At 54.4% G+C, this 26,757-nt stretch carries 27 protein-coding genes and 1 pseudogene; 21 read left to right on the top strand and 7 right to left on the bottom strand.

The genetic code is table 11. From position 1 onward, the window contains the following. Positions 1-6: 6 nt before the first annotated feature. Together NST26_RS31895 and NST26_RS31890 are read right to left on the bottom strand one after the other, a co-directional pair. Entirely contained in the window at positions 7-1,290 is a 1,284-nt protein-coding gene (locus NST26_RS31895) for a sensor histidine kinase (protein WP_340957256.1), read from the bottom strand. Further along, complete coding sequence (locus NST26_RS31890) at positions 1,290-1,967, bottom strand: response regulator transcription factor (RefSeq protein ID WP_036722818.1); 678 nt, start codon at positions 1,965-1,967, stop codon at positions 1,290-1,292. The genes NST26_RS31895 and NST26_RS31890 overlap by 1 nt, the downstream gene beginning before the upstream one ends. 166 nt (positions 1,968-2,133) lie before the next feature. Between NST26_RS31890 and NST26_RS31885 the strand changes: the two genes are divergently transcribed. The 3 genes from NST26_RS31885 to NST26_RS31875 are packed head-to-tail and all read left to right on the top strand — an operon-like array spanning position 2,134 to position 5,794. Beyond that, a complete protein-coding gene (locus NST26_RS31885; RefSeq protein WP_036722816.1) occupies positions 2,134-2,877 on the top strand; it encodes a polyphosphate polymerase domain-containing protein in 744 nt (247 codons plus the stop codon). After that, on the top strand, positions 2,870-3,553 hold the full coding sequence (locus tag NST26_RS31880) for a DUF4956 domain-containing protein (RefSeq protein WP_036722815.1): 684 nt from the start codon (positions 2,870-2,872) through the stop codon (positions 3,551-3,553). Before NST26_RS31885 ends, NST26_RS31880 begins: the two co-directional genes overlap by 8 nt. A 27-nt stretch (positions 3,554-3,580) precedes the next feature. Further along, complete coding sequence (locus tag NST26_RS31875; RefSeq protein WP_340957260.1) at positions 3,581-5,794, top strand: carbohydrate-binding domain-containing protein; 2,214 nt, start codon at positions 3,581-3,583, stop codon at positions 5,792-5,794. A 407-nt stretch (positions 5,795-6,201) separates the two neighbouring features. Here the strand turns inward: NST26_RS31875 and NST26_RS31870 are convergent, their stop codons facing one another. Beyond that, the gene (locus tag NST26_RS31870) at positions 6,202-7,116 is read right to left on the bottom strand and encodes a phosphatidate cytidylyltransferase (RefSeq protein WP_209868781.1); all 915 of its coding nucleotides are present in this window, start codon (positions 7,114-7,116) and stop codon (positions 6,202-6,204) included. Positions 7,117-7,235: 119 nt separating this feature from the next. Here NST26_RS31870 and NST26_RS31865 point away from each other — a divergent pair, with 119 nt between their 5' ends. The 3 genes from NST26_RS31865 (at position 7,236) to NST26_RS31855 (ending at position 9,561) form a co-directional block, all read left to right on the top strand. Further along, positions 7,236-7,781 (top strand): hypothetical protein, encoded by a 546-nt coding sequence (locus tag NST26_RS31865; protein WP_036691837.1) that lies wholly within the window; start codon positions 7,236-7,238, stop codon positions 7,779-7,781. 107 nt (positions 7,782-7,888) lie between these two features. Beyond that, entirely contained in the window at positions 7,889-8,371 is a 483-nt protein-coding gene (locus NST26_RS31860) for a DinB family protein (RefSeq protein ID WP_340957266.1), read from the top strand. Positions 8,372-8,685: 314 nt separating this feature from the next. Further along, positions 8,686-9,561 (top strand): phosphotransferase family protein, encoded by an 876-nt coding sequence (locus NST26_RS31855; protein ID WP_036722806.1) that lies wholly within the window; start codon positions 8,686-8,688, stop codon positions 9,559-9,561. A 63-nt stretch (positions 9,562-9,624) separates the two neighbouring features. Here NST26_RS31855 and NST26_RS31850 read toward each other — a convergent pair whose 3' ends face one another. Together NST26_RS31850 and NST26_RS31845 are read right to left on the bottom strand one after the other, a co-directional pair. Then, positions 9,625-10,512, bottom strand: a complete 888-nt coding sequence (locus NST26_RS31850; protein ID WP_209868775.1) for a diacylglycerol/lipid kinase family protein — start codon at positions 10,510-10,512, stop codon at positions 9,625-9,627. Between the two features lie 131 nt (positions 10,513-10,643). Then, entirely contained in the window at positions 10,644-11,612 is a 969-nt protein-coding gene (locus NST26_RS31845) for a catalase family peroxidase (RefSeq protein ID WP_340957268.1), read from the bottom strand. A gap of 214 nt (positions 11,613-11,826) precedes the next feature. Here NST26_RS31845 and NST26_RS31840 point away from each other — a divergent pair, with 214 nt between their 5' ends. Beyond that, positions 11,827-12,168, top strand: coding sequence for a zinc ribbon domain-containing protein YjdM (locus tag NST26_RS31840; protein ID WP_036722800.1), 342 nt, complete (start codon positions 11,827-11,829; stop codon positions 12,166-12,168). A gap of 65 nt (positions 12,169-12,233) precedes the next feature. Here NST26_RS31840 and NST26_RS31835 read toward each other — a convergent pair whose 3' ends face one another. Beyond that, positions 12,234-13,268: a C40 family peptidase gene (locus NST26_RS31835; protein WP_340957270.1), complete on the bottom strand. Its 1,035-nt coding sequence runs from the start codon at positions 13,266-13,268 to the stop codon at positions 12,234-12,236. Between the two features lie 178 nt (positions 13,269-13,446). Between NST26_RS31835 and NST26_RS34140 the strand changes: the two are divergent. The 5 genes and pseudogenes from NST26_RS34140 to NST26_RS31815 all read left to right on the top strand — a co-directional run. Next, positions 13,447-13,638 (top strand): annotated as a pseudogene (locus NST26_RS34140) (TetR/AcrR family transcriptional regulator); the annotation flags it as partial. A 9-nt stretch (positions 13,639-13,647) separates the two neighbouring features. After that, a complete protein-coding gene (locus NST26_RS31830) occupies positions 13,648-14,118 on the top strand; it encodes a hypothetical protein (RefSeq protein WP_340957271.1) in 471 nt (156 codons plus the stop codon). Between the two features lie 69 nt (positions 14,119-14,187). Next, on the top strand, positions 14,188-15,114 hold the full coding sequence (locus NST26_RS31825; RefSeq protein WP_340957272.1) for an ABC transporter ATP-binding protein: 927 nt from the start codon (positions 14,188-14,190) through the stop codon (positions 15,112-15,114). Continuing rightward, positions 15,111-15,860 (top strand): ABC transporter permease, encoded by a 750-nt coding sequence (locus NST26_RS31820; RefSeq protein ID WP_051477816.1) that lies wholly within the window; start codon positions 15,111-15,113, stop codon positions 15,858-15,860. Before NST26_RS31825 ends, NST26_RS31820 begins: the two co-directional genes overlap by 4 nt. Positions 15,861-15,919: 59 nt before the next feature. Next, positions 15,920-17,341, top strand: coding sequence for a DHA2 family efflux MFS transporter permease subunit (locus NST26_RS31815; protein WP_340957275.1), 1,422 nt, complete (start codon positions 15,920-15,922; stop codon positions 17,339-17,341). Between the two features lie 29 nt (positions 17,342-17,370). Here NST26_RS31815 and NST26_RS31810 read toward each other — a convergent pair whose 3' ends face one another. After that, positions 17,371-17,805 carry a MarR family winged helix-turn-helix transcriptional regulator gene (locus tag NST26_RS31810; protein ID WP_076081387.1) on the bottom strand — a complete coding sequence of 145 codons (435 nt, stop codon included), beginning with the start codon at positions 17,803-17,805 and terminating at the stop codon, positions 17,371-17,373. A 121-nt stretch (positions 17,806-17,926) separates the two neighbouring features. Here NST26_RS31810 and NST26_RS31805 point away from each other — a divergent pair, with 121 nt between their 5' ends. From NST26_RS31805 to NST26_RS31765, 9 genes are all read left to right on the top strand, one after another. Then, positions 17,927-18,511, top strand: a complete 585-nt coding sequence (locus tag NST26_RS31805) for an NAD(P)H-dependent oxidoreductase (protein ID WP_036722791.1) — start codon at positions 17,927-17,929, stop codon at positions 18,509-18,511. 128 nt (positions 18,512-18,639) lie between these two features. Continuing rightward, positions 18,640-19,494 (top strand): SDR family oxidoreductase, encoded by an 855-nt coding sequence (locus tag NST26_RS31800; RefSeq protein WP_036722790.1) that lies wholly within the window; start codon positions 18,640-18,642, stop codon positions 19,492-19,494. A gap of 354 nt (positions 19,495-19,848) precedes the next feature. After that, positions 19,849-21,477, top strand: a complete 1,629-nt coding sequence (locus NST26_RS31795; RefSeq protein ID WP_340957277.1) for a copper amine oxidase N-terminal domain-containing protein — start codon at positions 19,849-19,851, stop codon at positions 21,475-21,477. Between the two features lie 207 nt (positions 21,478-21,684). Further along, a complete protein-coding gene (locus tag NST26_RS31790; RefSeq protein ID WP_209868755.1) occupies positions 21,685-22,776 on the top strand; it encodes an iron-siderophore ABC transporter substrate-binding protein in 1,092 nt (363 codons plus the stop codon). After that, positions 22,773-23,813: a FecCD family ABC transporter permease gene (locus NST26_RS31785; protein WP_036722784.1), complete on the top strand. Its 1,041-nt coding sequence runs from the start codon at positions 22,773-22,775 to the stop codon at positions 23,811-23,813. The genes NST26_RS31790 and NST26_RS31785 overlap by 4 nt, the downstream gene beginning before the upstream one ends. Then, a complete protein-coding gene (locus NST26_RS31780; protein ID WP_340957281.1) occupies positions 23,810-24,841 on the top strand; it encodes a FecCD family ABC transporter permease in 1,032 nt (343 codons plus the stop codon). The genes NST26_RS31785 and NST26_RS31780 overlap by 4 nt, the downstream gene beginning before the upstream one ends. Continuing rightward, positions 24,841-25,641 carry an ABC transporter ATP-binding protein gene (locus NST26_RS31775; protein ID WP_340980694.1) on the top strand — a complete coding sequence of 267 codons (801 nt, stop codon included), beginning with the start codon at positions 24,841-24,843 and terminating at the stop codon, positions 25,639-25,641. The genes NST26_RS31780 and NST26_RS31775 overlap by 1 nt, the downstream gene beginning before the upstream one ends. Before the next feature lie 181 nt (positions 25,642-25,822). Continuing rightward, complete coding sequence (locus NST26_RS31770; RefSeq protein ID WP_340980892.1) at positions 25,823-26,278, top strand: LytTR family DNA-binding domain-containing protein; 456 nt, start codon at positions 25,823-25,825, stop codon at positions 26,276-26,278. 16 nt (positions 26,279-26,294) lie between these two features. Further along, the gene (locus NST26_RS31765; RefSeq protein WP_340980693.1) at positions 26,295-26,729 is read left to right on the top strand and encodes a DUF3021 family protein; all 435 of its coding nucleotides are present in this window, start codon (positions 26,295-26,297) and stop codon (positions 26,727-26,729) included. Positions 26,730-26,757 lie beyond the last annotated feature (28 nt).

Genomic DNA, 26,757 nt, shown 5'->3' with positions numbered 1-26,757 from the left:
TAGACTTTACGCCATTCTGGGCAGTTGTACATAGAACGTCGTAGATGCTCCAACCACACTTTTTACGTAAATCCTTCCTTGATGCTGGTCCACAATGGACCTGGCGATAGCCAGACCCAGCCCGTATCCGCCCTGCTTGCGTGCTCTTGAGGTATCCGTACGGTAAAAGCGGTCAAAAATCCGCGCCAGATGCTCCGCAGCGATGCCTTCCCCTGTATTCGAGACGGAGAGAAGGACATCGCTGTTCTGCTTGTGGAGGGAGATATGGACAGCGCCCTTAGGATTCGTATATTTCACTGCGTTATCCAGCAGAATCATCACCACCTGCTTGATCTGCTCGGGGTTGCCCGGCACGGTAAGCTCCGGCTGGATGTCATAGTCGAAGGAGATATTCTTCTCGAAGAGAACGGCCTCCATGGTCAGAATAATATTCTCTACCGCTTCGCTCATGTTGAACCTGCCGTGGAGCTTCCCGATCCGGGCGTCATCCATCTCCGTCAGGTACAGCAAATCGCCTACCAGCCGGGTCATCCGCTCCGTTTCGGACTTGATATACTGCAGCCATTTTGCCTGATTGCGGATCGTATCCTCACTGTTCGCCAGCAGTACATCCGCGTTGGTGTTAATAATCGTCAGCGGAGTCTTCAGCTCATGGGAGGCGTCGGCAATGAACTGCTTCTGCTTGTCAAAAGCCTCCCGCACCGGCGCAATCGAGCGCCCCGCAAAGTAGCGGCTGGTGAAATAGAGGATGACCAGCGTCAGCAGGCCGACAGCCGCGAAGGTATAGATCAGGTTCGTCAGGATCTGCTGCTGGGCCGTGATGTCCATGAAGACAAACTGCTTCCCGCTGCTTGCAGGCTTGACCATGAAGATCCAGCGGCTACCGTCCATCGTGAACCGGCCGGTGTCCTTGCCCAGGCTAAGAGCCTCCTTCAACGCGGCGCTATAGAGGTCATCGTCCATCGTGAACTTCGATTCTTTGCCGGTCATCTTGCCGCTGGCATCGGTCTGCACCGTGAAGGAGACGGAGCGCTCCGGCTGGTAAGGGTCGATCGGCCCCTGATCCATGGGCATTGTCCCTCTGCCCCCGCCGCCTCCTGCCCCAGGCGGACTTTGTCCATCTCCCGGACCCCGCTGCTGCATGTCCGCAATCCGGTGGAGCGCCATATAGATGTCTCCCTGCACATTGCGGTACGTGAAGATGTAGATGGCGGCGAAGGCCACCAGCATGATGATGGAGATGGTGACCAGATTGACAATCAGGAACCGGGTTCGGAGTTTATTGAACATCAGGCACTCCCCTCCAGCACGTACCCTACGCCCCTAATCGTGCTGATGCGCACCTCCGAGTTCAGGAAGGCCAGCTTTTTACGCAAAAAAGAAATATAGACCTCCACGTTGTTATGTTCCGCATCGGAATCGAACCCCCACAGCTTCTCAATGATCTGCTCCTTCGAGGTGACCGCCTGCTTCCTTAGGATCAGCAGCTCCAGCAGCTCCGTCTCCTTGAGATTCAGCTTCATCTCCCGGCCCTTCACCGTCAGCTTCGGGTTGGCGGTATTCAGCTCCAGATCCCCGAACTTCAGGGCATCGTCAGGAATCACCTCGCCCTTACGCCGCAGCGCAGCCCGGATACGGGCCAGCAGCTCCTCCGAAGCGAACGGCTTGGCGATATAATCGTCTGCACCATGATCGAGTCCGGTCACCATATCGGTGATCTCTCCTTTTGCGGTAAGCATAATGACCGGTGTGGAGACTCCGTCCCTGCGCAGCTCCTTCAGCACGCTGATTCCATCCAGCTCCGGCATCATAATATCCAGCAGCAGCAGGTCATAGATCCCGCTCTGTGCATAATCGAGACCGGCTCTGCCGTCATGCACCGCGTCTACCGAATAATTGTGTTTTTTGAGGATTTGGGTTAGGGCCTCCGCCAGATGGACCTCGTCTTCTACAATTAATATTCTCATGGGATGGCTCATCCTCTTCCTAAAGTAATGTACTTGCTGCTGGTGCCATTATATCAAGGGTACCTTTAATCAACCTTAATCCATTTAAGATTCATTAAAGGTTCGGGGGCTAAGATACATTCATAAGCAAGCGCACCCAATACTCACCCGAAAGGATCTGAACCCTATGGCGATCGAGGTCTTCAACCGCTACGAGAACAAGTATCTGTTCGACCACGAATCTTATCTGAAGCTCTATTACGAACTGCTGGAATATATGGAGCCCGATGCTTACAACAAGCAGCACGAATTTTATTCTATCACCAATCTGTACTACGACACCCCTCAGAATTCACTGATCCGCAGCAGCCTGGCGAAGCCGAAATACAAGGAGAAGCTCCGCATCAGAGCCTACGGCATTCCTGAAGGCGACACCAGAGTCTATCTGGAGATCAAGAAGAAGGTGCTGGGTCTGGTCAACAAGAGGAGAACCTCACTGACGCTGAAAGAGGCCTATGCATTCATCGAGAGCGGCAGAGAGCCTGAATTCGAGAGCTATATGAACAAGCAGGTGATCGGGGAGATCAAGTACTTGCTGACCCGCTATGAGCTGGAGCCGAAGCTGTATTTGTCCTATGACCGCAAAGCCATGTTCTGTAAAAATAACAGGGACCTGCGCATCACCTTCGACACCAACATCCGCTGCCGCCGGTATGATCTGAAGATGGAGCACGGCGTCTATGGCGAGGAGCTGCTGGAGCCGGAGCAATGGCTGATGGAAGTGAAGGCCGAGAAGACCATACCGGTCTGGCTGGCCAGGATGCTGTCGGAGCATCAGATGTACCGCACCAGCTTCTCCAAATACGGCAACGAATATAAAAAGATGCTGCGAAACAGCCAATCAGAAAGAGAGAGTGTTCTATATGCTTGATTCGATTTTTGCCGTAGCGGAGTCTACTTCGGAACTAACGTTCACGAATGCTGCCTTAACCATCGTCATCGCCATTATCCTCGGCGGGCTGATCAGCTTCACCTACATGAAGACGAGCCCCGCAGGATACTCGCAGAGCTTCACACTGACCATGGTTCTGCTGCCGGTGATTGTTGCTATCATTATTCTGCTCATTGGCAGCAATGTGGCCCGGGCCTTCAGCCTGGCGGGCGCCTTCTCGATCATCCGGTTCCGCAGCGCCCCCGGCGATCCGAAGGATATCACTTTTGTCCTGTTCACCATGGCCTCCGGGCTGGCCTGTGGGGTAGGGGCCTTCGGTTACGCGGTCTTCTTCACCCTTATCCTCTGCGCTCTGATGGCTGTGCTTAACCGTACGGGCTTTGGACTTAAGAAGTCGATGCATAAGACACTGAAGGTAACGATCCCTGAGAATCTGGGCTATGAGGAGGCCTTCGCAGAGGTCTTCAATACCTTCAATGTCGCCTACGAGCTGAAGAAGATCAGAACCACGGAGTTGGGCAGCCTGTATGAGCTGGTCTACGCAGTAACGATTGATGAGCAGACGAGCCAGAAGGAGCTGCTGGATGCCATCCGCACACGTAACGGGAACCTCGATCTCTCACTAACCATGGCACCTGTCATGAATGAATACTAATCCGCTACAGGAAGGGAATGATGACTGATGAAGAACAGATTAACAGCTAGCAAAATAGGACTGGTGCTGCTATGCGCCGCAGTCATGTCGGCATGCAGTGCAAAAGCTGCTACGCCATCAGATACAAGTAACAACGCGGGTACATCAGTTACGGCTGTGCAGAGCAGTTCCTCTGCCGCTGTGCAGCTGGCAAGTGTGAAGGCGGCGGATCTTGTGACTTGGGAGGAAGAGGATGCTGTAACCGCCTGGACGGCAGCAGATTCGACTGCTATAACTCTGGCTGGCACTGCTGCTGTGGTAGACGGTGCAGGCGCCACAGCGCAAGAAGGCACAGTAACCATTACGGAAGCAGGCACTTATGTGCTTAGCGGCACACTGAGTGACGGCCAGATTATCGTAGATGAGCAGGCCAAAGGGACCGTAAGGCTGGTGCTGAATGGCGCTCATCTGACGGACAGCGATAATGCTCCGGTCTACATCAAGGAAGCCGGCAAAGTAGTCATCACCTTGCAGGAAGGGACGGATAACAGTGTGACAGATGGAGCTGCGTACGTGTTCGCAGACGGAGCTGGGGATGAGCCAAGCGCTGCGCTCTTCAGCAAGGCCGACCTGACGATTAACGGCACTGGCAAGCTGACGGTAACCGGTAACTATAACGACGGCATCACCGGCAAGGATGATGTGAAAATCATGTCCGGCACCATTGAAGTGAAGGCAGCGGATGACGGTATTGTTGGTAAGGACCTGGTAGCTATACAGGAAGGTAATATTACAATTCATGCAGAAGGCGACGGCATCAAATCAACCAATGACAAGGATGCCGCCATGGGCTTCATCGCCATTGCCGCCGGGACCTTCGACATTACGGCCGGTAATGACGGGATTCAGGCGGAGACCGCTGCTGTCATCGACGGCGGGACGTATACACTGGTGACTGGCGGCGGCTATGTGAATGCCGAAGTGAAGACCGGCGACCAGGGAGGCCCGGGAATGGGCGGCGGCTTCGGTCAGCGTCCGGAGGGCGGAGCCTTCCCTGCTCCGGGAGAAGCGGGGGGTACGCCGCCTGCGATGGATGCTGCGCCGGCGGCTGACCAGCCCCAAGCAGCGGAGAGTGGCACCGCGGCAGCGGCGCAGACGGACGCCGCAGCAGCGGCGGAGACAGAATCCGTCAGCGCCAAAGGGATTAAGGCAGGCGGCGACCTGACGGTGAACGGCGGAAGCTTCACAGTGGATGCCGCAGATGATGCGCTGCACAGCAACAGCAGTATCTCTGTAACGGATGGGGAATTCCAGATCTCTACAGGGGATGACGGGATTCACGCCGATGCTCTGGTCTCGATATCGGGCGGCACCGTCAATATTACGCGGAGCTATGAAGGGATAGAAGGGGCGGACATCACCATATCCGGCGGTGAGATCCATGTGACAGCCACAGACGATGGCGTCAATGTGGCCGGAGGCAACGATACTAATACGGCAGCAGGAACGCAGGCTCAGGATTCGTTCAGCAGCACCGGCAGCAACCTGCTGACCATCAGCGGCGGCACCTTGATTGTAGATGCCGCAGGCGATGGCCTGGACTCCAACGGCTCGGTGACTATGACCGGAGGCACCGTTATTGTGAATGGCCCCGAGAACTCGGGCAACGGCGCCTTGGATTATGACGGGGCCTTCAACATCACAGGCGGATTCCTGGTAGCCGCAGGCGCTTCCGGCATGGCACAGGCTCCGGGAGAGGACTCCGGCCAGTATTCAGTAAGCGTGGAGTTCGCAGCTACTCAGCAGGCAGGAACCATGGTTCATCTGGAAGACGCTGATGGCAATGCCATTCTGACCTTTGCTCCGGCGAAGAGCTTCCAGACCGTAGTGGTCAGTGCTCCTGAGCTTACGGACGGCTCTTATACCGTCTATACCGGAGGCAGCTCAACTGGAACAGCTGCGGATGGACTGTATACCGGCGGGACGTACAGCGGGGGCAGCAAATTCGTTGCTTTTGACATCACCAGTACGGTGACTTGGGTGAATGCATCGGGTGTAACCACAGGCGGAAGCGGGATGGGCGGGCCGGGAGGCGGAGGCTTCGGCGGCGGCAGAGGCAACAGGGCCGGAGGCGAACCGGGCGGAACAGGAGGAACGCCGCCTGCGGACGCTGGTACTACGAAGCCGGCCGATGCAGGCACCACGAAGCCGGCCGATGCAGGTACTACAGCTCCAGACAGTGCAGGTACAAGCACGAATTAAGCGGTCCAGCAGAGCAGAGACTATCCATTAGCGGATAGTCTCTGTTTTTGTACTTGTCTAGGATATTATCATTTACTTCTGTTGTGATAAGTGCTCTTTAATTGTGGCCTCAATGTATGCGAAAAACAGCATACATTTGGCTACTACGCAGGCGCATGGACCAAATGTATGTGAAAAACAGCATACATTGGCCTACCACGCAGGCGCATGGACCAAATGTATGTGAAAAACAGCATACATTGGGCTACCACGCAGGTGCATGGGCTCAATGTATGCGAAAAACAGCATACATTTGGCTACTACGCAGGTGCATGGACCAAATGTATGTGAAAAACAGCATACATTGTGCTGGCGCGCAGGTAATCCCATACTACTTGTCTGGAGGCGATAACGATTGCGATCAGCGGCTACATGAAGTCGAAATAGTAGCGGATGACATGGAAGAATACCGGTGCGGTGTAGGCAAGACTGTCTACGCGGCTCAGATAGCTTTGCTTAAGGGCAGCGAATTTGTCATCGTCCCCGATCAGCAGATCCCGCTTCAGGACGGAGACTGTCAGGCTGCCGAAGAAGCCGCTGAGACTGATCAGCATACCGGAGAGATAGCCAAAGGCCGGATTCAGCGGTGTAAGATGAGAATAGATCAGGTAAGAGACGGCTGTCGTCACCGCGAAAGCGCAGATGAAGCCCTCCCAGGTCAGATGGGGATTCGCGGTCGGGACGATCCGGTGCTTGCCGATGTAGAGCGAGGCCAGATAATGCACGGCATCATTGAGCTGGGTCAGCACCACCAGGAAGAGAACCAGCCCTGCGCCGTATTCCGGCGTGGCGAACTGGAAATAGGCCAGATGGCTAAGCCCGAAGACCATCAGCATCAGTCCCCACTGCACCGCGCTGACACCGCGCAGGAAGCCGAGTGTTCCCTTGTTAATCAGCCGGGGAATCGGCAGCAGCAGGAACACATAGACTGGAATGAAGATAATGAACATCCCGTACCATTCGATGTAGATCCAGTAGAATTGCAGCGGAATGGACAGATAAGCCCAGAGGAACAGCCTGCGGTCTGCTTTTCGGGTGCGGATCATGGAGAAGTATTCCTTGAGGGCGAAGAAGCTCAGGACCATCAGGGACAGCAGGGACACGACAGAATTGGACAGGGTAGCCAGGCAGAAGATGAACAGCATGCCCCACCAAGTTTTGATACGGAAGCCTATTCCGGTATAATCTTTGTCCTTCTGTAATTTGCTGACTACAAGATACAGCACATGGATCACCGATAGAGCTGCAAAGATCAGAACTAGAGTGAATAAAGAACGGTTCATTACAATCACCAACTTGTCTCGGGGTATCATTTCAATATAGGAATTTTATGCTAAAATAGACAGAGCGTCCAGCTTATTATGAAGCAAAACAACCGACTTGATAAGGGGAAATATTGTAAATGTCAGCAGATCCATCGGTGTACATCATGCTCACCAATACGGGAACGCTGTTCACGAAGCTCATTCAGGGCTATACCAAAGCGCCGTATAACCATGCGTCGATCTCGTTTAACCGGGAGCTCTCAGAGCTATATAGCTTTGGAAGGAAGCATCCGGCCAATCCGCTGAACGGCGGGTTCGTGAAGGAGGATATCCGCACAGGCACCTACAGCAAATACCCGGAGACGACCTGCGTCATCTACGAGCTTCAGGTCACTGACCGTGAGGTTGAGAAAATGAAGCGGGTGCTCCAGGTCTTCATCCGCAGCCGCCAGAAGTATCTCTACAATATCCTCGGTGTCATCGGCATTGCACTGAAGGAGCCGGTGGAGTTCAGCAACTCCTATTTCTGCTCACAGTTCGTTGCCGAGATTTTGGAGCGCTCCGGCATTAAGCTGTGGAACAAGCTGCCTGCGCTCGTCACCCCGGATGACTTCCGGCAGAGCGACCGGCTGCATCTGGTCTATTACGGCAAGCTGAGCGAATACAAGCCCTCCAGCCAGTAGAGAAGTCCTCGTTCCCGGTAGGGAAGGGGACTTTATTTATACAAGAAGCTTACCTGGCTTATTCCGCTGGGAGTATGATATTTTAATTGAAAAAGGAGAGTGAAGGAATGGTTCATGCCAAGGATGTGCTTGCCAATCAATTGCTGGCCGGGGCCAACGACCCCAGCTGGCATCTTCCCTATATGCAGGCTGTGGAGAACGTGACCGAGGAGGAAGCGTTCTGGAAGCCCGGTGAAGGAGTCAGCAGCATAGCTGAGCTTACCCAGCATTTGCTGTACTGGAATGAAGCCTGGCAGAGCCGGTACCGCGAGGGGCATATGGACGCTGTGCCTCCGGTTAAGGATAATAACCTCAGCTTCAGGCTTCCGGCAGATATTACGTTCAGTGAGCTGCGCGGAAGGCTGTTGCAGACGCTCTTGAACTGGCAGAGCCTGCTGTCTGAGGAAGGGCTGGAGGAGCAGGTGAACGGGTTCCCGGTACCGGCTGCATGGTGGGAGATCATCAGCAATGCGGCAAGTCATAATGCCTATCATATAGGTCAAATGGTGTTGATCCACAAGCTGTACGTCCCGGCCAGACCACAAGCATAAGCCCCTTCCAGGGCAGGCATTGGCTGTGCAGGAGACCGCAATGAGGCATGGCTCAAGCAGACTGGCCGGGATTCTCCCGCCGGTCTCTTTGTCATACGTACAGTGAGGGCCGCAGCATAGATCTGCTTGTGCAGAATAGCTTAATCTGTAATGAAATGGAGCATGTGATATTCTTGAAATATAAGGATTTATATGTTGCACACGATAACTTATCCTTCTATTTCTCGCTGAAACGGTGCCGTCCCTAAAAGGATGGCAAAGTCGTTTCCACTTGGCATAGGGTCTACTGAAGGGAAAAGAGAGGGATTCATATCATGATTGAGAACATCATCAGAGGTCTGGAAGCAAGATATGCCTGCCGGCTGGAGCGGCTGACAGGGGGATATACGAATCTAACCTATCTGATGGCGGGGGCCGAGCCGCCGCTTGTAGCCAAAATAACAAATCTGTCCAATAAAGATACGCTCAATGAGGTTCATGTAATGCGGCTGGTGCAGGGAAGCTGTGATACCCCGGTGGTGCATGAGGTGACAGAGATGGACGGGAAGCGCATCATCATCATGGACTGCATGCAGGGCGGGAACGCCCAGTCCGTTCTGGATGCCAGGGACTGGACAAGAGCCGAGCGGATCTACAGCAGAATGGGGCAGCTGCTGGCTGCCCAGATTCATTCCCGCCCTTATCAGCCGCAAGAGACAGAGATCCGGCTCAGCAACAGGTCTGCACTGAGTCAGGTGGTTCAGAAGCTGGAATTCGTTCCCGCCGCTCTCGGCAGACAGTCGCTTCACTTTCTGTCTGCGGCGGAGGCCGGGGAGCTTCCGTGGGTCCTGACCCATGGCGATTACGGAGTACATAATCTGCTCTGTGAAGCCGATGATCTGCTGCATGTGCTGGACTGGGAATGGGCGGAATGGGGCAGCCCGCTGAATGATGTAGCCTGGGTCTGCTGGTTCACGAAGCACCATTATCCCGTACAATCCGTGCTGCTCAATACTGCCTTCATGCAGGGCTATCTGTCTGTTAACCCGTTATCCTTCACGCCGCAGCAGATGAAGGCGGCGAGTCTGTACAGGGTATGGAATATCCTGCACCGCCTGCAGATCGCGCCCAAGGAGGTGCAGCGTGAATGGGTCAGACGTCTGGAATGGACACTCGGTGAGGACTTCGCAGAGCTGCACGGAATCAGCTAAGGAAGAGGCTTCTCCCGGATGACTGTATTCTGTAGCCTGGAGCACCTGAGGCGCCCGAGCTGCTCAGTCCTCCGGCACCACGACCTGAATGTGGCGCGGAATGGTGCTTAAGCGGATCGGCAGCGGCGGACCTTGCTCGCCGTCCACATTCGTCTGTACCGGCTCGGTGGAGCGGACGGAGACCTCCTTGGCTGTAAAGTAGATGACATCCTTATGATTCCGCAGATTGCCGAGCAGCAGGGAGATGCTGACAGTAACGGAATTCAGCAGGTGCAAGTCCTTGACGATGAAGCAATGGAGCAGGCCGTCATCTACGGCGGCAGCAGGGGCAAGCTTCTCGAAGCCGCCCACGGAATTCGTCAGTGCAGCAATGAACAGCGGGGAGGAGCCTTCCCAGATCTCACCGTCGTGAGTAATCGTCAGGGTATGTGCAGTATTGCTGGCCAGCTCCTTAATGCCCTCTTTTAGATAAGCAAGGAACCCGAGCCGGCTCTTGTCTTCGGAGCTAACCGAGGAGAGGGAGCCTGCCAGAGAGCCTGCGGCCACCACATTGACGAACAGCCGGTCATTCAGCCGGCCCATATCGACTCTTCGGGTCCGGGGCGACGCCAGGCTCTGAATGGCCTCTTCAGGAACAAGCGGAATCTGTAGCGCGCGGGCAAAATCATTGACGGTGCCCATTGGCACAATGCCAAGTGTAGGGCGGTGCTGCTGATCTGTGAGGCCGTTCATCGTCTCGTGGAGCGTTCCGTCTCCTCCAATGGCAACCACCAGATCATAGCACTCGGCGCAGGCCTGGAGGCAGAAGGCGGTTGCATCTCCTTCCCCTGCGGTCTCCTGGATGGTAACCTGATACCCTGCGCCTTGCAGTACCTCTTCCGCTGCTCTAATATAATCCCGCGCCTCTGCCTTGCCGGACGACGGGTTCATGATGACCATGGCCTGCTGCATACTGCACTCCTCTCTCTTGTAACCGGATTAATATCCATTAACCAACTAAGTATAGCGTTTGAATCAAAAGCGCCAAAGGGCGCAGTGTCCCTTTGGCGCTGGGCCGGTGTATAGCTGCCACAGGGCAGAAGCTATCTTCCTTCGATCCGCCGCCCATAAGATTCGGCGTAGGCCGCACTGCGGAACTTAAGAATCGGATCATCCGAGAGGAGCATACCGGTTGTAAGGATCGTAGGGTCCATGAGCAGATATGTCGGATCGGGGTAGATCTCTGAAATATGCAGCCGCCCGAGATCGATTCTGCGGCGGTCCTCCGGCCAGGCACGGGTAGGATCATCCGTAGCATCGCCTTCCTCTCCAAGAACAGCGACCAGTTGGAAGATAGCCGGCTCATCCTTGAAGCGCAGCTCCAGCTCATCCTCCAGATAGCGGTCCGGCTGCTGCGCAGCCTCTTCCAGCGTCAGTGTGCGCACGCCCGTCTCGGGAACCCATTCGAACCGGACAGGCTGCTGCCTGCCTTCTGCATTCACCAGCACATAAGCATGTATGCAGTGGTAATGACATTCGGCGTAGCTGGCAGGCGGCTTGAGCCGCCGCACCGCGAGCAGAGCGTCTTTGCTCTCGCTGAAGTGGCTGACAATTTCCTTCATCAGCTCAATCGGTCCAAGTGTCCCGGTCCGCAGCCGGTGGGCCATCTGTATCATGTCGATGAAGGACTCCGGGGTCCGCGCAAAAAAGACAGGAACGGTCACTCCAACCAGATTCGTAACCCCGCCATCCGGGAGGATGAACTGGACAGCCATCCCCTTGGCAGGGGATAGCAGGTCCGCAAGTGCCGGATCAGTCGAGCTGCCCGAGAAGCGGATAATGGCATTTACCTGCTGCTCCTGAAGGTGCTCCGCCTCCGTGAATTCCTTCCCCAGTCCGCTCGGCCGGAAGAAGCCGCGGCAGCAGACTCCCGCCGCATGGGCGCGGCGGTATCCGGGATGGACACCGGACAGGTTCTCGATCGCGTCTACTGCCTCGGCGGCAAGCGCTGGATGCTCCCTGGTGTCTGCGGCAGAATGGCTGCTACTGTGCTCCGATTCCGATTCATTCATGTCCTCATTCACTCCTCCACGATGATTTACAACATATACAAGCTATTTTCTAATTATTACCACTTTCACTGCTTATCCAAACCGCTTCTCGTAGACATCCACTTGGTTACCAGGCTGAATTCAGGCTGGAGGCGGAGTGAAATCGATTTATATGTTAAACTTAGACAGACTTATCCCTATAAACATGCTTAAGCAGGAATGGAGAAATGAAATCATGAATGAATTGCCAAATTGCCCGCAGTGCAGCTCTGTGTACACCTATGAGGACGGAGCGCTTCTGGTCTGTCCGGAATGCGGACATGAATGGTCTTTGGATGCTGGAAGTGCAGGCGGCGAGGAAGAGAAGGTTATTAAAGATGCTAACGGAAATGTACTGGCTGACGGGGACACTGTAACGGTGATTAAGGATCTCAAGGTCAAAGGCAGCTCGTCCGTTCTGAAGATAGGCACCAAGGTGAAGAACATCCGGCTGGTGGACGGCGACCATGATATTGATTGCAAAATCGACGGGTTCGGCGCAATGAAGCTGAAATCGGAGTTTGTGCGCAAGGCATAGCATGAAGCAGGACCGGAAGTCCGCTGCCCGGCAGGCAGCAGGTTCCGGTCCGCCAACTCTCCCCGCTATAGAATCCGCCGCGCGGTAACAAACCGCTGCTTCCACTTACTGCTAAAATCCTCCATATGTACACCCTGCTCCTTAGAGTAGGTATGCAGGATCCGGTTATTTCCGGCATAGATGGCTACATGTCCGATGTCGAGACCCCTGGCGGTGAAGAACAGCAGATCTCCGGTGCGTAGCTCGCCCACGCCAACCTTCCGGCCTTCCTGTGCCTGATCATAAGAGACGCGGGGGAGCTCAATCCCAAGCGTATCCCCGAATACACGCTTCACAAAAGAAGAACAGTCGAACGTATCTGTCTGGTCAGGAGAAGCGCCGAATTCATAAGGGGTATTCAGGTATTTTTTACCTGAGGCAATCAGGGCTTCCCCTTGCTTCTGCAGCAGGGAAGGGCTTCTGTAATCCGTGAATTTCGGCTTGGAAGATACATATCCTCTCACATGATCTGCGGTCCGCACCTCCAGCCAGAGGGCATCAACCTCACGGATGACATGAACCTTGCTTCCGGCGGGCAGCAGGCCCAGGCTAGTGGTGCTGCTCCCGGCATCCGGGTTGCTGCGCAGGTTGACTCCCCAGGTGACCGAGGTCTCATAGGCGGATGCCGAGGAGATAAGGACGGAGCCCGAAGCCGGCTCCCAGGTTACTTGGCTGCCCAGTGCTTCACTAATGAAGCGCAGAGGAATCATACTGTAGCCTTGCGACAGTTGTCCCGGTACTGCCAGCTGAGCGGTCTTCCCGTTCAGCAGAGCTGTGGACGAGCCTAAGGTATAGGTGAGTGCAGTGCCGCCTTTGACGGCAGTTACCGTCTTGCTTGCATTGTCCCAGGAGAGCTCGGCCCCTTGGGCTTCGAACAGCCCACGCATAGGAACCAGTACAGTCCCGCTGATGTTGAGCGGCTGAGTCTCCGGCTGGAGCTGCTGCCCGTCCAGGTAGATGGAGATGGGCTGAGGTGAAGGGGCTGCATCTGCATGGACGCGCTCTGGCAATAACAGGGCCAGTCCAAGCAGAGACAGCAGCATAGTCGTTCTTGTTGTCATGGATTCATCACCTTATGGATAGATTTAACTCTCTCCAGTTAGACGCGATTGGTTTGAATTGGTTTTGTGCCAATTGTTGGTAACGAGTATCAGACAAGGCTGCAGGAGTTGCGCTTGACGTCCGCCAGAATACAGATTATAATCCAACCAGTTAGTTAGAAATAAGGAGGCGGAAACCATAACCACAACAGGGGGCAAACGCAGCACCAAAATATACGACGCCGCCCGCACCCGGGCGATTATTCTGGATGCAGCGGAGGAGATTTTTGCCGAATCCGGTTACTCCGCAGCACGGATCGATGCCATTGCGAAAGCATCCGGGTATAACAAAAGCCTGATCTATCAGTATTATGGCGACAAGCTAGGGCTATATACGGAAGTGGTTAAGCGGGCGGACCAGACTGGCGAACAGATCACAGGCTCGTTCATCAGCGAATTGCTGAAGGATGAGCAGGTACTACAGGACGCATCCGCATTCAAGACTTTCTTGGAGTACTGGACCCGTCAGACCGTCTCCTTCCTGCTTGAGCACCGGAGTTACCTGAGAATCCTCTTCTGGGAAGCTGCGGAGGGCTGGAAGACCTGGAATCAGATTACCTATCGTCCGGAAGATGATCCTCAGATGCATGAACTTGCCATGGCCGCCCAGAGGAACGGTATCCTTCGTCAGGATCTGGACCCCGCGCTCTTTCCGATGCTGATCATGAACGTGATTGCTATGACACTGCAGTTGTCTTCAAGGTTTGAGCACTTGTTCGGCAGCCCGGACTCTCCGCAGATTAGAGAACAGACCACACAGCAGATTGTGCAATTTATTATCCATGGCGTCATGGAGCCGTCTTTACTGTAAGGGCGGCTGTTTCTTTGGACTAAATATAAACAACTAGTTAGTTTTAAAAGTGGCATAGGAGTGATGATGATGAACGCAATCATTCAGACAGAAGGATTAACCAAGCATTTCGGCAGCCATCATGCTGTGGATAAGCTGTCGATCGAGGTGAAGCCGGGCGAAATCTACGGATTCCTTGGGCTGAACGGAGCAGGCAAAACTACAACCATCCGCATGCTCCTGGGCATGATCCGCCCCGATTCCGGGTCGGCCTACCTGTTCGGACGGCGGGTCGATGCGGGCAGCCATAAGCTTTGGGCAGAGGTAGGGTACATGGTCGAAACTCCCTACTCCTATCCTGAGCTTACGGTCCGTGAGAACCTGGAGATTATCCGCAGGCTGCGGGGTATCCCGGACCGCTCTGCCATTGACAGTATTATCGGCAGGCTCCAGCTTACCGCTTACCGGGACCGCAAAGCCGGGACGCTCTCCCTCGGTAACGGGCAGCGGCTGGGCCTCGCCAAGGCCATGCTGCATCATCCGCAGGTGCTGATTCTGGATGAGCCGACGAACGGGCTGGATCCGGCGGGGATTGTGGAGGTGCGGGAACTGCTCCGGGAGCTTGCGGCAGATCAGGGAGTGACGATTTTTATCTCCAGCCATATTCTTGGCGAAGTCTCCAGGCTGACGAGCAGAATCGGCATCGTGCATCAAGGGAAGCTGCTGCAAGAGACGGATGTGAAGGATCTTCATCCCTTGCTCTGCAGGAGTCTGCGGGTAGAGACCCGCGATCCGGCAAGTGCCTGCAGCAGACTTACTCAGGCAGGCTATGTGGTGCAGCAGAATGCAGAGGGCACACTGCTGCTTCAGGAGGAACGTGCCGTAACGAACCCGGATTACATCTCCAAGCTGCTGGTGTATGCGGATATGCCGCCTACGCTGATTCAGGTGGAGGAAGAGGATTTGGAGCATTATTTTCTAAGAGTCATTGGATCTGAAGGAGGAGTGAGACCATGAATCAATGGCTATCGGCCCTGTGGGTGGAGGTCTTGAAGCTTCGCCGTTCCAGGCTGTTCGTGATATCGCTTGTGGTCAGCATCCTGGTGCCGGTAATGATCGGGCTGGTGTTCTCCGGGACCATTGGCTCCCAGAGCGCCTTTGAGGGTGAGATCAATGTGGCAGGGTTTCTGAAGGAGCTGGGCATTGTCGTCTCCATGGGAGGCTTGATCGGCTTCGGGTTCGTGTACAGCTGGAGCTTCGGCCGGGAATACTCCGACCGCACGGTGAAGGATCTGCTGGCCCTGCCGCTATCCCGGTATGGGGTGGCCGCTGCGAAGATCGTTGTTTCTACGTTATTATGTGAAGTTCTATCCTTGTTCATGTTCATAGCTGGGTGCATCACGGCATGGTTTACTGGCTTGGACGGATGGAGTCTCGAGGTCATTGTTCAGGGCTTCAGCGGGTACGCACAGATCTGTCTCATGGTGGTTGTTCTGAGCATCCCTGTAGCGTGGATGGCTTGTATCGGGCGCGGTTTCCTGTATCCCCTGGGCATCGTCCTGCTTACCATTGTGATCGCTCAGTTCGGCGGGGCGCTGGGCATTGTAGAGTATATTCCGTGGGCCATTCCCGGACTGCTCAGCGGTGCCTCAGGAGAGGAGAGCGCACATCTGGAGCTGGTTAGCCGTTTGCTTCCGTTTCTCACCGGCGCTGTTGGCCTCATAGGCACGCTTGTCTGGTGGAGGTATGCCGACCAGACCTAAGTCGGGTGGAATTGCAGAGTTTTATTATTGTAGATTTTAATTAGTGGAGGGGAACAGAAATGGAGAAGGCACCAAAAGGCACTATTCTTATCATGGCTATTCTAATTATCGGGACAATGGCAGGGCTATTGAATCAATCCTCGCTGAATACGGCGCTGCCGAACATTATGGGTGAGTTCCGGTTGTCTGCGAGCACTGTGCAGTGGTTAACGACCGCTTTTGCACTGGTTACGGGAATTGTAGTTCCGATTACAGCTTATCTTATTCAGCGCTTCACCACCAAGCAGGTATTCGTCTTTGCGATGGGGATGCTGACTGCGGGGACGCTTCTGTGTGCGGTCTCCCCCGGCTTCGGTCTGTTGCTTACGGGACGGATCATCCAGGCGGTCGGAGTGGGCATTATGCTTCCCCTGGTGCAGACCCTGACGTTCATCCTGATCCCGGTTGCCCAGCGGGGGTTCACGATGGGAATGATCGGACTTGCGGTTAATTTCGCTCCGGCGATCGGACCTGTGCTGAACGGCTGGCTCGTGGAGGATCATTCCTGGCGGCTATTGTTCTATATTCTGGCTCCTTGCTCGCTGCTGCTTACGCTCCTTGGGGTATTTCTCGTGAAGAACGTTACGCCACAGGTAAAAAGCAAAGCCGACGCTTTATCCATGACGTTGTCCTCGCTCGGCTTCGGCGGCGTGCTGTATGGCTTCAGCGTCTCCGGCAGCAAAGGATGGGGGAGCACCGAGGTGCTGATCTCCCTTGCGGCGGGGTTCATCGCGCTCGGCCTCTTCGTCTGGCGGCAGTTAACGATGGAGAATCCTCTGCTGGAGCTGCGGGTGTTCACCAGTCCTGCTTTTACCATGGCTACTGTAATCAGTATGATCCTGATGATTATCATGCTGAGCGCGCAGCTCCTGCTGCCGCTCTATATGCAGACCATGCTTGGCTACACCGCGCTCAAGTCGGGTCTGATGCTGCTGCCCGGTGCGATTCTGATCTGTATTATGTCCCCTATCGCGGGGAAGATTTTTGACAAAATAGGTGCCAGAACGATGGTAATCACCGGAATCAGCCTGACGGTCATCTCTGCACTGTTGTTCTCCAATCTGACGGAGCATACGTCCTATACGTTCCTGATAGTGGGCTACTCCCTGCGGATGGTCGGTGTCAGCCTGACCCTGCTGCCCGTCGTCACCAGTGGAATGAATTCCCTGCCGCCGGCTCTGATCCGCCACGGCATTCCCGTGAACACTACGCTACGGACGGTCGCCGGTTCCATCGGGACAGCGCTGCTTGTGACGATCATGACCTACAGCGGCGGCGGCCTGAAACAGACGGGCGATGTCCATAGCTTAATTCATGGAATGAATGTCGCTTCTATGGTCACCACAGGAGCCGCAGTGGTTGCACTGATTCTGTCCTTCTTCATCCGGCGAAAGGAAGAGATCTCTACGGAGATTCCCGCGAAGGGCGTTGCTGTGAAATAACCGTTCGTATATGGATATAGGATGTATCCTCAGCTCAAATAAAATACCTTCTGCTGCAAGAGATCGAGGGCCCGCTCGGTCTCTTTGCGTTCCTCAGCGCTCAGGGCCGCAATACGCTGCTCGAACCGGACAGCGATCTGTCCGAAGGCCTCATTCATCAACGCCTCACCTGCGGCGGAGAGCGTAATTCCCTGCCTGCGGCGGTCAGCGGGGTCGGTGATGCGGGTACATAGCCCTTTTGCGCTGAGCTTCTTCAGCTCCCGGCTCGTATTGGGCATCGACATGTTCATGCAGTCGCTGATCTCGCTGAGCGTAACAGGCTGGCTGACGGCGATGTATTCAACAATCTTATATTGCAGCGGCGTTAAGCCGTCTGAGTTCACATCTTTGGAAATATCATTCGTTATTTGATGGACGGCAGTGGTGAAGGCAATGAATTTTTGAAAAAGATGGTTGTTGTCCATAAGATCACCTCAGAGGTCACAATACCAGAATAATTATCAAAAAACAATTATCATTTGACAAGTAATTTGCGGCTGTGGTATGTTTTTGTTATCAAATGACAACTAAAGGGGAATAACACTGATGAATACACTTGTGATCTACACCCATCCGAACCATAAGAGCCTGAGCTACGCCTTCCTGGAGGAAGTGCTGCGCGGCAGCAAGGAGAATGCGAAGATTACGGAAGTGAAGGTGCTTGATCTGTATGAGGCCGGATTCGATCCGGTCCTGGTGTTCAATGAGAATCGGCGCAGACGGGATATGTACCGGGAACCGGAGCTGGCAGAGTACAGGGAGCAGCTGCTGTGGGCCGATCAGATCGTCCTGGTCTATCCGATCTGGTGGGGACGCCCGCCAGCGATGCTGATGGGCTACATCGACCGGATGTTTGCATCGGGCTTCGCCTACCGGGATAAGGGCGGACTTTTGCCGGAGGGGCTGCTCAAGGGGAAGAGCGTGATCTGCATCTCCAGCATGAAGGGGCCGACCCACTACCCGCTGCTGTGGCTGGGGAACTCGCATAAGATACTGATGCGCAAAGCCCTGTTCAACTACGTGGGCATCCGTAAGGTGAAGTTCTTCGAATTCGGTAACATGGAGAGCAAGAAGGGGAAACATAGCAAGAAGCTGGAGCAGATCTACCGCTATTTCAAGACAGTGGGGTGAATCTTGAACAATCTATTTGACATCCGGCCAACTTGTAACTACAATGGTTACATGAGTGATGATTACCGATGTCAACGAGAGCTTATAGCTGAGATTGAAATACAAGAACCCAAATGGAGGAATATGAGATGACAATCGCATTAACAGGAGCAACAGGCAAATTTGGTTCCATCGTAGCAGAGACTCTGCTGAAGACCGTACCCGCTGGGAATATTGTAGCCAGTGTCAGAAACCCGGAGAAGGCAGAAGCCCTGAAGGCGCGCGGGGTCGATGTCCGTCATGGTGATTTCGATCAGCCGGAGACGCTGGACACCGCCTTTGCCGGAGTGGAGCGCCTGCTGATCGTCTCGGCTGACGGCGACAACGACACCCGTATCCGCCAGCATAAGGCAGCTGTAGACGCAGCTGTCCGTGCAGGTGTAGGCTTCATCGTCTACACCAGTGTAGGCGATGCCGATAACAGCTCCCTGTTCCTGGCACCGGTACACCGTGCCACAGAAGAGTTCATCCGTGAATCCGGCATTCCGTATGCTTTCCTGCGCAACAACTGGTACCTGGAGAACGAAGTCGGCTCCATTCAGGCCGTGAAGGCCGGCGCTCCATGGCTGACCTCTGCCGAAGACGGCAAGGTAGGCTGGGCTACGCGCAGTGATTATGCTGAAGCGGCGGCTGCTGTTCTGGCTGGAGAGAGCCGTGAGAGTGTCATCTACGAATTGTCCGGTACTCCGCTTACCCAGGCAGAGCTGGCAGCAGTGGTCGGCGAGGTTCTGGGCCAGGAGGTTGCTGTGCAGCAGGTGGATGACACCGCCTATGCGAAGATTATGGCAGGTGCAGGCGTCCCGGAAGCGGCGCTGCCAATCGTCGTTGCCATTCAGGCAGCCATCCGTGATGGCGCGCTGAATATCGAGAGCGGCGACCTCGTGAAGCTGCTGAACCGTCCGCTTACCCCGCTGAGTGAAGGCGTACGCGCGTTGCTGGGGTAATTACTGTTGGTTGAACAAGCCCGCCAGTTATACTCTGGCAGGGCCTGCTATGAGAAGAGGCTGTCCTATACCGGTTGTTCGGCAACCGGCAGGCAGCCTTTTTTTGCGTTTGCATGATCTGAGCGGGAGACGCGCAGGCTGGATGTAGATCAGAGGGAGCAAAATGCGGTGTAAGCCGCGCCGCGGCTAGAGATACAAGCGGGTTGGGGGACGAAGGTTGGGGGTGGTGTTTATTTTTTTTGCCGGGATTGTGATCCAAACCTGAATCCCCTGCGTTTCAGTGTATGTACAGACAAACAGGCAGACAGGCAACGTGAACACCACATATTACCCCAACCTAAGGAGTGAATTGAGATGAAGATGAAGAAATTAGTCGTTCCGATGTTAAGCTTGACCCTGATGATACCTGCGCTGGCAGGTGCGGAGGCAGCCCCGGCAGCCACCATGATGAAGGCTTCGGTGAATACACCGGCTGCCGAGCTGAGAGCGGGCCTGGATTATTTGCTTTCCGAGCATTTCACCCTTGCCGTAACCGCAATGACAAAGGCTTATGACGGTACTAAGGATGCGGCAGCGGCCTACCAGGCGCTTGATCAGAACGCGCTCGATATGCAGCCCGCCATTGCTTCACTGTACGGCGATGCAGGTGCAGCAGAGTTTGAACGGATTTTCCGCGCACATAATAAGTACACCGACGATCTGGTGAAGGCGACGAAGAACAAGGATACCGCAGCCGTCCAAGCTGCAGAAGACAAAGTAAGCGGCTTTGTAGACGAGTTCGGAAATTTCCTCGGCACGGCAACAGAGGGCAAGCTTCCGGCAGCTGCCGCGAAGCAGGTTATCCGCAGTCATGAGAACCATGTCCAGGAAGTGTTCGAGGATTATGCAGCCGGTGATTACAAGGGCGCGTATGAAGCTTACCGTAAGGGTTATGCAGAAATGTTCAGTATCAGCAAAGCCTTGTCCAGTGCGATTACTACGCAAATGCCTGTTAAATTCGAGAATACCAAGGCAGATACCAAAGCTGCTGATCTGAGATCCGCACTCAACCAGTTAGCGGGTGAACACTTTGCTCTGTCCGTCCTGCAAATGCAGGAGCAATATGACGGAAGAGCGGCTTCCAATGCGCTGCTTGCAGCTGAAGCCATGAATACAGCAGACTTCAAGGCAGCAATTGCTTCTATCTATGGTGCAGACGGGGCGGCGGCCTTCGAGAAGATCTGGGTCACGAATCATGTGAATGCCCAGGCTGATTTCACAGCGGCAGTGAAGAACAATGATGCAGCGGCAAAAGCGGCAGTCGAAGCGCGTATCGCAGGCTTCACCACTGAATTTGCAGCCTTCCTTGATTCGGCTACAGCAGGCAACCTGCCGAAGTCAGCGGGACAATCCGCATTGACCACCCACGAGAATCAAGTGCAGCAGGTGCTTACGCAATATGCAGCGGGCAACTATGACGCATCGTACAAGACGAACCGCGAGGGCTACAAGACGATGTTCGGGGTAGGCCAAGCGCTGGGCAATGCGATTGTTACGCAGTTCAACGATAAGTTCCAGGATGCAGCAGCACCTGCACCTGCAACACCAGCAGATCCTGCTTCCATGATGAAAGTCTGGATGAAGGTGGGCAGCGGCGTCCTGAACATTAACGGAAAAGTAACTCAAATGGATACCAAGCCGTTCATTTGGAGCGGAATGACCTACATCCCGCTTCGTTATCTGAGTGAAGGCATCGGGGCAGAGGTGAAATGGGACAAGCAGGCGCAGCAGGTTACCATTACAGCAGGCAGCGACACCCTGGTATTCTGGATGAACAAAGACTTCATGGAAGTCAACGGCATGAGAAAATCCGTCGGCGCCAAGGTCTTTGTGAACGACGACAACAGAACCGTAGTTCCCCTTCGTTTCATCACCGAATTACTGGGCTGGAACGTACAATGGGGCAACGCCGATCAGTCTATTACGTTGACTAAGAGCATGTGATTTTGTGAACGGAAGTTAACCTTCTATATTAGGCCAGGATTAGACCAAGCCCGCAAGCGGCTCACTGTAACTAGTGCCGCTTGCGGGCTTTTGTTGAGCGCGGAATCCAGATTTTACATTGACAACCTGTCCAGACACGTATATATTTATCGATAATGATTCTCATTATCGTATAAAAAACCTATTCAGATAAGGAAGGGTCCACACATGAACCGTACCAAAAAGTTCTCTTTCAAGACATTATTTATTCCATTAGCGCTAACTATAGTGCTGGCAGGCTGTTCCTCCAACCAGTCGAATTCAGCTGCTTCACCTTCCCCGGCACCTACAGCAGCTGCAACTAGCGAAGCGGCAAGCACAGAAGCACCAGCGGCGCAGGATGCTGTGACCTATCCGATTACCATCAAGCATGCGCTTGGTGAAGCTGTAATTAAAAGCAAGCCGGAACGCGTAGTTACTGTGCAGTGGGCTAACCATGATGTGGCTCTGGCTCTGGGCGTTGTCCCTGTAGGCTTCTCGGCTGCGAACTTCGGTGTGCAGGATGGCAGCGGGCTGCTGCCTTGGACCGCTGATAAGCTCAAGGAGCTGAATGTAACTGATCCGAATGTGTTCCAGGATACCGATGGTCTTGATTTCGAGGCAATCTCTGACGCCAACCCGGATGTTATTCTGGCCGCGTACTCGGGCCTAACGAAGGAAGATTATGAGACCCTGAGCCAGATCGCTCCAGTGGTAGCTTACCCGACGGCTGCTTGGGCTACGACATGGCGTGAGCAGGTGCTGCTGAACGCAGAAGGCATGGGTATGAAGCCTGAAGGCGAGCAGCTCATCAAGGACACCGAAGCCCTGGTTAAGGACAAGCTGAGCAAATATCCGCAAATTGCCGGCAAAAAAGTAGTCTGGGTCAATTTCTCCGCTGAGGATTTGTCGAAACTGCATATTTATACACCTGTGGATTCCCGGGTCGCATTCCTGTATGAGCTGGGGATGATATATCCCGAGAGCATTACCAAACAGATTACAGACCCTACCAGCTACTCGCTCAGCTTAAGCTCCGAGAATGTGGAAGCCCTGTATGATGCAGATCTGATCGTAGGTTATGGCAATGACGAATTGCTTAAGACGCTTCAGGCAGATTCACTGATCGGCAAAATTCCGGCCATTGAACGGGGATCGGTAGCTTTTATCGACAGTGATACTCCGCTGGTTGCTGCCGGAACACCGAACCCGCTGTCCATTGCGTATACGATTGATGAATACCTTGCCTTAATTGGGGGAGCTATTGATAAAATAAAATGATGAGTTCACCAGTCTCGGACGATAACAAGCTAAAATTGCATATGCCGAAGAATTTTATCCTGGTGCTGGTGAGCTGCATGGTCCTGCTGGTCCTGTGCATCATTGCCTCACTGGTACTGGGAGCCCGTCATGTAGGCTGGAATGAGCTGATGGACGGGCTTTTCCGTCCAGAAGTGGACAGCTATGGGGCAAACGTGGTGCGCAAGCGGATCTCCCGGACGGTGTTCAGCCTGATGTGCGGCGGGGCGCTGGGTGTATCGGGAGCCTTGATGCAGGCGGTGACCCGTAACCCGATTGCCGATCCCAGCATCCTCGGGGTGAACACGGGAGCCTCTTTGTTCGTAGTCTGCGGAATTGCTTTCCTGAACATAAGCACTGCGGGCCAATATATATGGTTAGCCTTAGCCGGAGCTGCAATTACAGCGGTCTTCGTATTCGGAATCGGCTCGATGGGGCGTGGCGGAGCCACGCCCATTAAGCTCGTTCTGGCGGGTGCTGCCATCAGCGCGGCTCTGTCCTCTCTGGTTACCGCTATCATGATTCCGCGCGCTTACGTCATGGACCAGTTCCGGTTCTGGCAGGTGGGCAGCGTGGGTGCGGGGACCTGGAGCGGCATTACAACCTTCCTTCCGTTCCTGCTGATCGGCATGCTGATTGCCTTCATTACGGCTCCGGCCCTGAATGCGCTGGCCCTGGGCGATGATGTGGCGACCGGACTCGGGGTCCGCACAGGGACACTGCGGCTTATAGCAGCGCTGGCCGGGGTATTATTATGCGGAGCAGTGACGGCACTGGCCGGGCCTATCGGGTTCATTGGCCTCTTGTCCACTCACGTAATCCGGCTGATCCTCGGCTCGGACCTGCGGTTCGTGATCCCGATGTCAGCGGTCACCGGGGCTATTATTCTCACGGTCTCCGATGTAGGCGGCCGGCTGATTGGAAGCCCCGGAGAGCTTGAAGTCGGTGTAGTCACAGCCTTTGTAGGGGCACCGATCCTGATTCTATTAGCGATGAAGTCGAAAGTGCGGTCCTTATGAGAAATGAAACGATTGAATTCATTATGGCGGGCAGACGTCAGAGACAGCGCCGGGGCTTGATTGTTACCAGCCTGCTTGCCGTACTTGCCTGTGTACTGTGCTGCGCGATGCTGCTGCTCGGGAATACCATCTATCCTGCTTCGGAGGTCATCCGCGCACTTTCCGGCGAAGAGCTGAAGGGTGTCTCCTTCGCTGTGAATGTGATCCGGCTGCCGCGGATGCTGGCGGGTCTTTTTGCCGGATTCGCCTTCGGGATTGCCGGGTACACCTTCCAGACGATGCTGCGCAATCCGCTGGCGAATCCGAATGTCATTGGCATTACCTCAGGATCGAGTGCGGCTGCGGTATACTGTATCGTGATCCTTCAATCCAGCGGAGCTGTAGTCTCTGTTGCTTCGGTAATCGCTGGCCTTGCCACAGTGCTGCTGATCTACGTGCTCTCCAGGGGAAGAACCTTCTCCATCGGGCGGTTAATTCTGATCGGAATCGGCCTTCAGGCGATGCTGGATGCCGTGATCTCCTACCTGCTGCTGATCGGCTCCGAGAAGGACATCCCTTCAGCGGTCCGCTGGCTGACTGGAAGCCTCAACGGCTCACAGATGCGCGAGCTTCCGCCGCTGGTGATCATCGTGCTGATCTGTTCGCCAATCATCATCCTGCTGGGCAAGCATCTGAGTATTCTCGAGCTGGGGGAGCAGTCGGCTACCTCGCTTGGAGTCCGCACCGACCGGACCCGAATTGCACTGATTGTCAGCTCTGTCTGCATGGTGGCGATGGCTACGGCTACTACCGGACCTATTGCGTTTGTCTCCTTCCTGTCAGGGCCGATTGCCAAAAGACTGGTGGGTACCGGCGCTTCCAGCATCATCCCCGCAGGTCTGGTCGGCGTGAATCTGGTCCTGGCGTCCGATCTGATTGGACAATTTGCTTTTGAGTACAGATTCCCTGTAGGCATCATTACCGGATTACTCGGAGCGCCTTATCTGATCTTCCTGTTAATCCGCATGAATCGAAAGGGAGAGTTATAATGAACAAGGCACATGTATTTGGAGCTGAACAGGTTGTAGCAGGCTATGAGAATAAGACGATTATTCATGGGGTAGACCTGGTGATCCCCGATCGGCAGATCAGCGTGATTATCGGAGCGAACGGCTGCGGGAAATCCACCCTGCTCAAAACCATGGCCCGGCTGATCAAGCACACCGCAGGCCAGGTGACGCTGGACGGCAAGCCGATCTCGCAGATTCCGGCCAAAGCGTTGGCGCGGGTCATTGGTCTGCTGCCGCAATCCCCGATTGTGCCGGAAGGGATATCGGTTGCCGATCTGGTGGGACGCGGCAGATTCCCCCACCAGTCCCTGCTTGGAGGCTGGTCCCGGAAGGATTACGAGGCCGTGGCCGAAGCGATGGAGATTATGAATATTACCGAATTCGCTAACCGTAATATCGATGAGCTCTCCGGCGGCCAGCAGCAGCGGGTCTGGATTGCGATGGCCCTGGCTCAGCAGACCGACATCCTGTTCCTGGACGAGCCGACCACCTTCCTGGATATCACCTACCAGGTGGAGATTCTGGACCTGCTGACCGATCTGAACCGCAAGCACGGAACCACCATTGTGATGGTCCTGCATGATATCAACCTGTCCGCCCGGTATGCCGACCATATCTTTGCACTGCATTCCGGCAGGCTGGTGGCGGAGGGTTCACCCGTAGAGGTCATCACCAGCGGGCGGGTCAAAGAGATCTTCGGACTGGATAGCACAGTCATCCCTGACCCGGTCTCCGGTTCCCCGCTGGTTGTGCCGCGGGGGCGGTATCATAACAGGTAGGCGAATGCGCTAGAGTAAGGACTGCAGATGTCATACTTCCGGCAGTTTCACATTGCATATAAGGCTGTCCGACCGGTCCACCGGAGGGCAGCCTTTTGTGTACCCATAGAAATTATATTTGCCGCATGAGATCCATTCCCTTATCATGAACATGAATTAGGCGGTAGACCTTCCAATCTGAATTAACGCAGGTGATCCTATCAAAATTTCCATCGAGCATATCAGCAGGGAGCAGCAAGAGGAAATCATCATCAGATGCTATGAAGCAACTGAAGAGATCAGTGAGATTGTACATAAGCTTAAGGCAGAGACTCTTGTCCTCCTGGGAGTTCAGGAAGAGCGGGTCAGCCGCATTAAGCTCAGCGATGTCTATTATTTCGAAGCTGTGGACGGTAAAGTATTTGTCTACAGCGAGAACCAGGTGTATGAAGTGAAGCAGAAGCTGTATGAGCTGGAGGAGCTGTGCCGGGACAAGAACTGTTTTCGCGCCTCCAAATCCACGATTCTGAATATCTCCAAGATCGAAAGTGTGCGTCCGTCCCTCAGCGGCAGGTTCACAGCACTGCTTGATAATGGGGAACGTGTAGTCATTTCAAGACAGTATGTGCCCGTACTGAAACAAAGACTTGGATTATAAAGGGGGGGATCACAGCATGAAGCGTTCTGAGGTTGTTAAAGATATCATCCGCGATTTTCTGGTTATCTTCGCATCCATCATCATTATCATTACGGTGCTGCGGCAGATTTTTATGCCGGAACTCGCCTTTGATCTGATATCCATCTATACAATTATGGGATTCTCCCTGCTTGGAGCCTTGACAGGCATGATGTTGTACGCTCCTAACGAGGTAAGCGAGCAGGCGATGCGTGTTAGAATTGTGATTCATTTTCTCCTGCTGGAGATTCTGTTGATTGCCCTTGCCAGCCTGATCGGAGTTATAGCCAGTCTGTCCGCTGCACTTCTGTTTGCCCTGCAAATCGCTGTAGTCTATGCCATTGTCCGTCTGCTGTCCTATGAGAAGGATAAGAAGGAAGCGGAGCAGATTAATGAGAGACTGAAGGCTGTGAAGCAGGACATTCGCGGGTGATTCCGTAGGTAATGCCGCGCTTTTATGC

Origin of the sequence: Paenibacillus sp. FSL R7-0128 (genome assembly GCF_038002245.1) — a bacterium.
GTDB lineage: Bacteria > Bacillota > Bacilli > Paenibacillales > Paenibacillaceae > Paenibacillus_AQ > Paenibacillus_AQ silagei.
This window is presented reverse-complemented; position numbering and strand designations above follow the sequence as displayed.